Origin of the sequence: Streptomyces alkaliphilus, from assembly GCF_014141535.1 — a bacterium.
In the GTDB taxonomy this organism is placed as follows: Bacteria; Actinomycetota; Actinomycetes; order Streptomycetales; family Streptomycetaceae; genus Streptomyces; species Streptomyces alkaliphilus.
On the sequence record NZ_VKHT01001245.1, the window covers coordinates 1 to 1,252 of the forward strand.

At 71.9% G+C, this 1,252-nt stretch carries 1 protein-coding gene; it reads left to right on the forward strand.

All coding sequences use genetic code 11. From position 1 onward, the window contains the following. The first annotated feature begins 211 nt into the window (after positions 1 to 211). Positions 212 to 1,237 (forward strand): EamA family transporter RarD, encoded by a 1,026-nt coding sequence (rarD, locus tag FNQ90_RS23725; RefSeq protein ID WP_182608221.1) that lies wholly within the window; start codon positions 212 to 214, stop codon positions 1,235 to 1,237. Positions 1,238 to 1,252: the final 15 nt, after the last annotated feature.

Consider the following 1,252-nt stretch of genomic DNA (forward strand, 5'->3'; position numbering starts at 1 on the left):
GCGTCCCACCCGTCGCGTACAGGACCATAATGTGGAACGGGAATGACACCACCCCTCGAACAGGCTTACCTTCGGGGGGTGGCACGGCGTCGTGCGCGACACCGGGCTTCCCCTACTCGACAGCTTTCCGGGCACCCCCGGATCTGCGACTTATGCGGGAGGTTGGACGACTGTGGGCGCCTCGACGGCATCGACGGCACACCGTGCGGGGATGGCCTACGGCCTGACCGCCTTCGGCATGTGGGGACTCCTCCCCCTGTACTGGGCGCTGCTGGCGACCACCGGCCCGGCCGAGGTGCTGGCCCACCGGATGCTCTGGTCACTGCCGACCGCCCTGGTGATCCTCGCGGTCGTCGGCCGGTGGACGTGGATACCCGGCCTGCTCCGACAGCCGAAGCGGCTGGCGCTGGTGGCCGTCTCCACCTCGCTGATCACCATCAACTGGTACCTGTTCATCTGGGCGGTCGCCAACGACCGTGTCATCGAGGCGTCCCTGGGCTACTTCATCAACCCGCTGATCACCATCGCCATCGGCGTGCTGCTGCTGCGCGAACGGCTGCGGACGGCGCAGTGGGCGGCGGTGGGCATCGGCCTGCTGGCGGTCGTGGTGATGGGCGTGGCCTACGGCCGGGTGCCGTGGCTGTCCCTGGTCCTCAGCGTCACCTTCGCCCTCTACGGACTGGTCAAGAAGCGCACGGACCTCGACGGTCTGGAGGGCTTCAGCGCCGATGCCGCCCTCCAGTTCCTCCCCGCGCTGGGATTCGTGATCCTGCTGACCGCGCGCGGCGAGTCGAGCTTCGTCGCCGAGGGCGCCGGTCACACCCTGCTGCTGATCGGCAGCGGCCTGGCCACGGCACTGCCGCTGATCTTCTTCGGCGCGGCGGCGGTCCGCGTCCCGCTCTCCACGGTCGGCCTGATGCAGTACATCGCGCCGTCCACCATGTTCCTGCTCGGCCTGCTGGCCTTCGGCGAGGAGATGCCGCCGGAGCGGTGGATCGGCTTCGTGATGGTGTGGACCGCGCTGACCATCCTCACCTGGGACGTGCTGCGGCAGGCCCGCCGCTCGCGGGCCGCCCTGCGGGAGGCCGGGCGGGCAGCCGGGCAGCGGTTGGCCGAGAGCGCCCCGACCGGCCCACCGGAGGCGACCGCCGTGACCGGCGGCATCCCGGCGGCGGCCGACGCGGGCGGGCCGGGAGGTGCCGGGACCGGCCCCGGCTCGGCGGCGCACCGCGGCTGAGGCACGGCGGGGGCG